This window comes from Pseudoalteromonas sp. SIMBA_162 (assembly GCF_046535955.1).
In the GTDB taxonomy this organism is placed as follows: Bacteria; Pseudomonadota; Gammaproteobacteria; order Enterobacterales; family Alteromonadaceae; genus Pseudoalteromonas; species Pseudoalteromonas marina.
This window is the reverse complement of record NZ_JAWJBQ010001176.1, coordinates 1-237: the sequence shown is the minus strand read 5'-3', so window position 1 is coordinate 237 and position 237 is coordinate 1. Positions and strand designations below refer to the sequence as shown.

At 68.8% G+C, this 237-nt stretch carries 1 protein-coding gene; it reads right to left on the bottom strand.

Annotated elements, in window-relative coordinates; all coding sequences use genetic code 11:
• Positions 1–237: response regulator (locus tag R0J88_RS23390; protein ID WP_410901373.1), on the bottom strand; the 237-nt coding region annotated here is incomplete at both ends.

Below are 237 nucleotides of genomic sequence, written 5' to 3'. Positions count from 1 at the left end.
CGTCGAGATCGGCGGCGGCGGTCAGGATGATGATGGGTATGTTCTGCGTCGACGGCGTCGACGCCAGCAGGCGGCACGCGGCGAAGCCGTCCATGCGCGGCATCCGGACATCCATCAGGATCAGGTCGGGCGCGACGGCCTGCGCGCGGTGATAGGCCTGCAGCCCGTCGAACGCGACACTGATCCGGCATCGCGCCGAACGCAGGATCTCCGTCAGGAGCCGCAGGTCGTTCGGTC